The sequence below is a fragment of the Microcoleus sp. OTE_8_concoct_300 genome (assembly GCF_031383065.1).
Taxonomy (GTDB): Bacteria; Cyanobacteriota; Cyanobacteriia; order Cyanobacteriales; family Microcoleaceae; genus Microcoleus.
The window spans coordinates 1-8201 of record NZ_JANMZH010000237.1 but is presented as its reverse complement, the minus strand read 5'-3'; the positions used below and the strand labels follow the sequence as shown (position 1 = coordinate 8201).

At 44.9% G+C, this 8201-nt stretch carries 9 protein-coding genes; 7 read left to right on the top strand and 2 right to left on the bottom strand.

The features are described from left to right. The 4 genes from ACUVJL_RS11475 to ACUVJL_RS11460 all read left to right on the top strand — a co-directional run. The coding region (locus ACUVJL_RS11475) for a hypothetical protein (RefSeq protein ID WP_445245962.1) at positions 1-235 on the top strand (235 nt) is incomplete at its 5' end. A gap of 1280 nt (positions 236-1515) precedes the next feature. After that, positions 1516-2118, top strand: a complete 603-nt coding sequence (locus ACUVJL_RS11470; protein WP_445245961.1) for an NYN domain-containing protein — start codon at positions 1516-1518, stop codon at positions 2116-2118. A gap of 265 nt (positions 2119-2383) precedes the next feature. Beyond that, a complete protein-coding gene (gene rnc / locus ACUVJL_RS11465; RefSeq protein WP_445245960.1) occupies positions 2384-3097 on the top strand; it encodes a ribonuclease III in 714 nt (237 codons plus the stop codon). Between the two features lie 240 nt (positions 3098-3337). Continuing rightward, positions 3338-3766: a DUF1824 family protein gene (locus ACUVJL_RS11460; RefSeq protein WP_333128801.1), complete on the top strand. Its 429-nt coding sequence runs from the start codon at positions 3338-3340 to the stop codon at positions 3764-3766. A 204-nt stretch (positions 3767-3970) separates the two neighbouring features. On the opposite strand, the gene glgA is transcribed toward ACUVJL_RS11460, so the two are convergent. Both glgA and ACUVJL_RS11450 read right to left on the bottom strand, forming a co-directional pair. Next, positions 3971-5398, bottom strand: coding sequence for a glycogen synthase GlgA (gene glgA, locus ACUVJL_RS11455; RefSeq protein ID WP_445245959.1), 1428 nt, complete (start codon positions 5396-5398; stop codon positions 3971-3973). A 123-nt stretch (positions 5399-5521) separates the two neighbouring features. After that, positions 5522-5656, bottom strand: coding sequence for a hypothetical protein (locus tag ACUVJL_RS11450; protein ID WP_445245958.1), 135 nt, complete (start codon positions 5654-5656; stop codon positions 5522-5524). Positions 5657-5894: 238 nt separating this feature from the next. Here ACUVJL_RS11450 and ACUVJL_RS11445 point away from each other — a divergent pair, with 238 nt between their 5' ends. The 3 genes from ACUVJL_RS11445 to ACUVJL_RS11435 form a co-directional block, all read left to right on the top strand. Further along, positions 5895-6491, top strand: a complete 597-nt coding sequence (locus ACUVJL_RS11445) for a COP23 domain-containing protein (protein WP_445245957.1) — start codon at positions 5895-5897, stop codon at positions 6489-6491. A gap of 1 nt (position 6492) precedes the next feature. Next, positions 6493-7299 carry a S1 family peptidase gene (locus tag ACUVJL_RS11440; RefSeq protein WP_445245956.1) on the top strand — a complete coding sequence of 269 codons (807 nt, stop codon included), beginning with the start codon at positions 6493-6495 and terminating at the stop codon, positions 7297-7299. Between the two features lie 219 nt (positions 7300-7518). Beyond that, on the top strand, positions 7519-8201 hold a 683-nt coding region (locus ACUVJL_RS11435; RefSeq protein ID WP_445245955.1), incomplete at its 3' end, for a S1 family peptidase.

Here is an 8201-nt window from a genome sequence, read left to right as displayed (position 1 = left end):
TAGTAATACTCCAGCAGCTAATGCTTCACGACGTTTCCTTGTTCACGATGCTATTATGGCTTGCAGTGCTGATGGAGAATATAGTGACCCAGAAAGAGCAACTATAACTAAAATGGCAGCTAAACTGGGCATTTCTCAAGATACGGTTGAACAAATTGAAAAAATCTGTCTTGAAGAAATCGAACTACGGGAAAAAAGAGTGAAACTGATGTATCCGGAGGGAGCACCTCTCTAGTGGCATTCGTGACAATTTGGACTACCGCGATTTTTGTTATCAGTCGCTCGAAATCTTTTTTGTATCAGGTATAAACTTTAAGTCAGAAAACCCCTAGCCGCTGAAAGGTCTAGAGGTTTTTTTGTAGAAGTATGTCTACTCAAGATTTTTGCCACTGGTAGCAATTAAAAGTTTTTTTACAGAATTTTACGTCGTATCCTATTTTGCCCGTATCTCGGCTATACCCCTTTACCAGGTAATTCCCATAAACTGACTCAGGAGTTGCAACTGCTACAGCTAGGTCAGGATAGCAACTTGTTGTGATTTAACTAGGTACCTGTTTACGCATCCTTAGTCCATCAATATAGGGAATGCGTCTTTGGTAGCGACGAGTAGCGGGTAAGTTTTTGTCAGCAAGTAATTCAACAACATAATGCTCAAACTCGTGAATATGTACTTGTACTCTTTCATTAGACCTCTTGCAAAAAAAATATGTGTTATCCTTAAAAGTTTGCTCAAGTTTAGGTCATAATTTGAATTATTGGGTTGATTGGCATCTCTTTAAACTTGCCCAGCCTGCTAGATTATAAAATTGTCTAAACTTTCTAGAATAGCACAAAACTATTTTGCAAGATGTCTACTGTTTTTAGTTTCCCAAAAATTACAAAAATTATCTTACAGTTCCTTAACTGTAATTATCGCGCTCGAATCAAGTATTAATGCCGACGAGCGCGGAGTAATATAGCGTGCGCTAGCAGAGTGTCACGCACTTTTTACGCTATATGTAGCGTTTTTGTGTAATCCCCGTGCAAGTAGAGATTAGCAGGGGTATTTGTGTCAGATCAACTCAAAAAATTAAATTATATTACCCCTTGACATCTAAGAGTTAATGTGCCAGTATCAAAACAATACAGCTCAGATAGACACCCGGATTCAAAAGCAAAAAGTGTCGGTTAAGTCGTCTCAGCGGTAGGATCTGCAGATTTCGGGTAAGCGTCCTAGAGCCCCGTTGATATAGACATTCAAGTTAATGTCGTTTCAACTGGAATAAATAGGTCAATTGGCACGACATTTGTTTGAATTTCTATATCAACGGGTTTTTAGGACGCTTGTCCGAAATCTGCATATCCTATCGCTGAGACGCTAACCAAGCAAGTACACACTAAATTAATAGTGTGTAAGTCAAGAGTTTTGTTAAATGGGAAATGTCCCTCTTGAGCAAACTCAAAAACAATACTTTTTTGGTTAGATGCTTAATTTATTGATGCTGTCCTGCAAACCTAGTTTTAGGACACATAAAAATGAGGAACCATCCTTCAGCAATTGGTAAACAAACCAAGCAGTCTCAAGCTCCAGTTCATATTTACTGGGATCTTCAGAACGTCCACTTAACGCAAAAACAAGCTGAATTATTGGTCGATTTTGCCAAATCAAAAGGGCGTTTAGATTGCTTCAAAATTTACTATAACTCGCAGAATAAAAATCAACTGCTCGCCAAGAATAATGTAGAATATCTTGGTGGTCAGGGCGTTGATGTTCGCTCAAAGGACAAGAACAGTGTAGATAAAGAATTGACATTTGACTGGATTCAAGGAGTTGTCATAAAACCTTATCCCGAGATAATTATCTTAGTCTCAGGAGATCGGGATTTTGCACCTTTAATCAGTCTGATGGTTGCTGTTGGAAAAACAATCATAGTTTTTGCACGGCGTAAAAGTGCAAGCAAAAAAGTGATTAACCTCGTTGGTGAGGATAACTTTCATTATGTAGACGAATTGTCTAGTTTGTGTGCAGGATTGAAACCCCAACTTAAAAATCAAAAACAGTTATCAATAGAAGCAGATAAATTATCTGCTGGAAGCAACACAGTCCGCCAGGGAATGAATTCCCTGTCTAATAGCTAAAGTCGGTTAAAACCGACTGACTGACAGTTAAAAAAATACAATCTTCAGTCCTCTTAAGAGGACTTTAGCTATGAGCCAGGGGTTTAAACCCCTGGCGGGCTAATGGTAAAAACGCCAAATATCTGTTAAAATTTAGCTCGCCGCAGATAGCAAAAATCCAGTTTATTTGATAAACTAGATTCTCCAAACCTACCGCTATCTGCGGCTCTTTCATGTCCACATAATAACACCCAACTCCAAAAACAATAACCCTTACAAAACTCCTATGGCATTAACTAATCCAACACAAGAACTCAAAATAACCCTTCCCGAATTCAAAAATGAAAAACTGCTGCGCCAAGCACTAACCCATCGTTCCTACGTCAACGAAAACCCCACATTCCGCGAAGAAGACAACGAACGCTTAGAATTTCTCGGCGATGCTTTGCTGACTTTTCTCAGTGGCGAATATCTCTATCAGCGTCATCCAGAAATGGGAGAAGACCAACTGACTCGCCGACGTTCTGCATTAGTAGATGAAAAACAATTAGCCAGATTTGCTACCGAAATCGCTTTAGACTTAAAAATGCGGCTCGGAAAAGGAGCTTATCGAGAAGGTGGGATTACTAATCCAAATTTGCTCAGCAGCACTTTTGAAGCATTTATTGGCGCTTACTATCTCGACACGCAAGATATGGACAAAGTTCGCAACTTTGTGCGACAAATGTTTGATTCTGTCCCCGAAAATGTTGTGGAAACTCGATCGACTGTAGACTCGAAAAATCGGTTTCAAGAATGGGTACAGGCCAACGGTGACACGACTCCGCCCAAATACGTGACCATCCAAGAAGGAGGCACACCCCACAAGCCGGAATTTCTCGCTAAAGTTTATGTCGCAGAGAAACTCTATGGAGAAGGTAAAGGCAAAAGCAAAAAAGATGCTGAGAAAACAGCGGCGGAAGATGCGCTAGCAAAGCTGAAAAAACGCGGACTGATCTAAACTTGAAAACATCGGTAAAAACTACTAGCTTTTTTGTGCGATACGGGCATTGGCGTTAGCGAAGCGATCCGAAGGAAAGCCCTCGAAGACGATCGCCAGCATTGATTGCCAGAGCGCACAATCGGCTATAATCAGGACTTGGGCAAGTGTTACCGCCGTCGCTCGAGGGTTGTAATGGCAGAAATTCGTTGACGAGTAGCCGAGTGTCGATCGTAATTTTGGGAAATATCAGAGCAATTCATGTCTACTCAAAACCCGACTACCCTAACTGTTGAAGAAGCACAGCAAATCCTCAAAGATTTCACTTGTCTGGATATGCAATCTCTAGCATCGCCGCAGGAAAAACAGGCGCTGCGTCAAGCGATTTTGCTGGTAGCAAGTTTGTCGGATTATCAAATGTTGGGAGTGTGCGCTGCTTCGACGGATGAGGGTTTTTCAGCTTTAGAAGCTTATTTGAAAGCTTTGGGATATCAAGCTGTTTTAGATCCAAATGCTTTTTCGGCATTTGCTGGTTCGGTTTATATTAAGTTCAATACTTTGAAGGGGTCGTATTATGTGGACGGCTATCCCGGAACTTACCGGGGCGTTTTGGTGTCGTGCCAATCTTCCTCAGAAGGTGGAGTTAGCGGAACTTACGGTCATTTACCTCTCGATTTATTTGTTGATTAATTTGTCAGTAGTCAGCAGTCAGTAGTCAGTAGTCATTAGTCAGTAGTCAGTAGTCATTAGTCAGCAGTCATTAGTCATTAGTCAGTAGTCAGTCGATCGATTAAATTGAATCAAAAACCGACGGCGGACTAAGCTTTCGGGTGCGTCAGCCGATCGCCCCTCGATTCAGTCGAATCTAACACCGGCTGACGCACAATACTAAGATTAACCCTTACCAACGAGCAATTCGGGCTCTGGTTCCGGTGCAGTTTCTTCTGGCGGGACTCCCAAAATATCACTGTACAACTTGACGTATTTCCGGGCCGAAATATCCCAGCCAAAATCTTCTCTCATGCCGCGCTGTTGCAGTTCTTTCCACTTATCTTTGTAGCGGAAACCTTCCCAAGTTCTGATCATGCAGGTGAACAAGTCTAGGGGTTCGTAGCGATCGAAACAGTAACCTGTACCAGTATTGTCGATCGGGTTGTTGTGGGAAACGGTATCGACTAAACCGCCGGTGCGGCGAACCATTGGTACGCACCCGTAGCGGAGGGCGAGCATTTGGCTGATGCCGCAGGGCTCGAAACGGCTGGGCATCAGGAAGGTGTCGCAGCCTGCGTAAATGCGCCGGGAGAGGGCGTCGTTGTAGAGTAATTGGGTGGACATCCGACCGGGATAGCGGGCTGTCATTTGCCAGAGTTGGGTTTCGTAGTAGCGATCGCCCGTTCCGAGTACAATAAACTGAGCGTCGGTATAGGCCATGAAGCGATCGAGCATTTGAATAATCAAATCCAGCCCCTTCTGTTCTACCAGCCGCGTCACCATGCCCATTAAAAAGGCACCTTTATTCACTTCCAAACCGACTTCTTCTTGCAGGGCAATTTTGTTAGCTGGGCGCTTTTCAATAGTATCAACACTGAATTGTTGATGGATGTACTTGTCAGTTTCTGGGTTGTAAGATTCTGTATCAATTCCGTTCAAAATCCCCGAAACCTTGCCGCCCATGTAAGACAGCAAACCTTCCAAAGTTTCCCCGTAAGCTGGGGTTTTTATTTGCTCGGCGTAAGTCGGCGAAACTGTATTTACTCGATCGGCAAACTGTACTGCGGCAGCCATTGTATTGTGACCTTGCATATACCAAGGGCACCAAGTCATCTGCTCCAAACGCCAGCGCCACGGCCCTTGATAAGCTAAATTGTGAATAGTAAAAACCGTGCTGATATCCGGGTCTTGGCTCATCCAAACAGGTATCATCCCGGTATGCCAGTCGTGACAGTGGATAATTTGGGGCTTCCAGTGATTCCAGGCAAATTCAGCCGCAGCATTGGCAAATAAAGTGAACCTCCAATCTTCATCTACACCGCCGTAAACGCGGCGGGGCAAGAAAGATGGATGTTGCAATAAGTATAAAGGTACATCGGTTCCCGGCAAAACACTTTCAAAGACGGAAAAGGTTTGGAACATGGCCCCCCCATCCCAAACAGGTTTTTTGGGAACATCCATTTTGTCGGGGATGAAACCGTAGTAGGGCATGAAGATGCGGACATCGTGTCCCATGCGCCGCAGAAATTTAGGCAAAGCGCCGACGACATCGCCCATACCGCCCACTTTGGCTAGGGGTGCTGCTTCGGCGGATACAAATAAAATGCGCATTATTTTCTTGTGTTCCTTGAGGTAGTTAGTCTAAATTAAGTTTAAATGGCAATCGGCACAATATTAACGCAGCGCCCAAAAACAAGTATAAATCTTAGTTGCTCTGTGGCGATCGCACTTTACTCAAAAAGGCGATCGGTCTTTTTCCATCCGTGTTGCTGTGCGGTGAAAAAAATAGCGATCGCCCCACCTTTTACTAGCCAAAAACTTATTTCTGATTGAGGCGTTGACAGGCAGTTGAAAAGGATTTACAATCATGATTAACAAGAGAGAGAAAAACTCAAGTTTATCTATTAGTGTATCTATTGTAGCTGTACGGTTGTGAGTATCGACAGCATTTGACCTTAAAAACTACTGAATATCAAGTCACTGCGCCTAGTCTGTGACGAATGTGAGTTTCGCGGGGCTGGGGGAAGTGGCAAAGAACTTTGTGTCTTTTGGCCACTTCCCCGAGCCTGTTGTTTTAGGAAACAAATTGTAATGTGAGGTAAAGTTGATGAAAAGTGAGATTAAACGACAATTTCTGACTGTCTTAGCGGGGGCGATCGCGATCGGCAGCCTAGCTTTGAGCGCTAAACCCAGCCAAAGCCAATCAACATCAGGCTTTATGTGCGATGCTTCATCCGGTTCACCCGCCACGGTGTACCAAAACCGCCAAGGGGTACGGGAGGTTTGGATTAACTGGGTTTCCGACTACTTCCCCGACTCTGGCTACGATCCCATGACACGCTGCCGCGAAGTCACCGGGCGCTTGGAAACCTACCGCCAGAACAAACAGCTAAAGTTTGTGACAGTTGGCTACATGAACGGACAGCGAGTGATTTGCACCGCTAGTCAAGTCAACTCACGCTGCGACGGCTTAATTTATACACTCAAACCAGGTCAAGACGCAGTTCGTACATTGTATCAATTCATGGGGTTGCGCGAGGGGCAAGCGGGTGCGCCTGCGCTGTCTGAAAGCGATGCGATGCCTTACATTGACGCGCGCCCACGGTTACAGGAGGAAGGCGGCAACTCTGTAGCGCCTCCGGCACCGGCTAACAATCAGCCGGCACCTCAACAGCCAACTGGTGGTGGAATGCGGGAGCTTTAAGGTGAGCAATTTGCTACGGGTGGTGGCAATTTGTGCGATCGCGGCGAGTCTTTTTCCAGTAAGAATCGCCGCTCAACCGCTGATGGCTAATTATGGGGTTGCTGACAGTCAAAGTGCCAATATTGAGCGGTTGGCGAGGTTGATGACGGTGCGAATTTTAACACCGAATGTTTCTGGATCGGGGGCGATCGTCCGGCAGCAGGGGCAAGTTTATACGGTGCTGACAAGTTGGCACGTTGTGGCGTTCAGCCAGCAGCTTACCATGATTGCGCCCGATGGTCAGAAGTATCGGCTTTTGGGAGCGCCGTTGCAGTTGGGAAATGCGGATCTGGCGATCGTCCAATTTCGCAGTTTTACCACCTATCAAGTAACCAGAATTAGCACTGATTTATTAACAGTAGGAGAACCTGTATTTGCCGCCGGATTTCCGATGTATCGGGGAGGTAGTTCAACTACTACATTCGACCAAGGAATTCGGGCATTTCGGTTTACTCAAGGCGTTGTATCAATGCTGCCGCCAAAATCACTCGCTCAAGGCTATCGTTTGGGTTACACAAATGATATTGCTGTGGGGATGAGCGGTGGGCCAATTTTTAACAGTCAGGGGTTATTAATTGGCATTAATGGGCGGGTGAAAAATCGCGACCCAGATTTTGGAGTGTATGCGTTTGAAGATGGAACAGAACCGTCAGGGAGAATGTTAGAGCAAATGGTTAATTCTAGTTGGGGAATTCCAATTAGTACCTATTTGCGATTTATTTCGTCTTACAGTCGATCGTCGAATTACCCGCCATCCGCCAGGGAATGAATTACCCGCCATCCGCCAGGGAATGAATTCCCTGGCTAATAGTCACTCGGCGATTGAAATCGCTTCTACACAAACGAAGTCCGCCTACGCGGACTAAGAAATAAACGGGATATTTAGTCCACTTAAGTGGACTTATGCTTTGAGACAGGGATTTCAATCCCTGTCGGATAGGCGAGAAAGTGCAAGATATTAGTTTCACCTTATCAACGGAGTAGGTTTATGAATTTAGGTTTTAATCGGTCTAATTACCTGCCGGGAATTATAGCCGGAACGGCAGTGGTAGCAACAATTGTAATCAGTCAGCCCGCAATGGCAAAAACGGCTAGAGAAGTAGCTCGAATTGCCGTTCCTACTACAGTACAAATTAATAATACCCTAGCTAGTGATAAAGGCGGTTCTGGGGTAATCATTGCTAAGAAAGGCAAGATTTACACGGTGTTGACGGCGAATCATGTGGTGATCAATCCTAATTCCGAGTACGTGATTGTTACTTCTAAGAAGAAAGAGCATAAAGTGACGGAAGTGAAGGGTTTTCAGAATAATGACAGCGGGCCTGATTTAGCAGTTGTGATGTTCGAGAGTGAGGAGGAATATTCAGTTGCACCGATTAGTAATTCCGATGAAGCCGAAATCGGTTCGGGGGTTTATATTTCGGGGTATCCTTTGCCTGCAGGTGTGGGGAGTCAAGAACGGGAATATCAGTTTACGAATGGGCAAGTTACTAATGTGCGATCGAGTAACGAGCAAGGATATACGATGCGTTACGACGCAGTGACGCGGCGGGGAATGAGCGGCGGGCCTGTTTTTGATGTTAGCGGCCGAGTGATTGGAATTCACGGACAGGGAGATACAGTTGGTCGAGTGCAAAATGAGGCTGGGGGAAGGCAAGAAGAAGTAAAAAC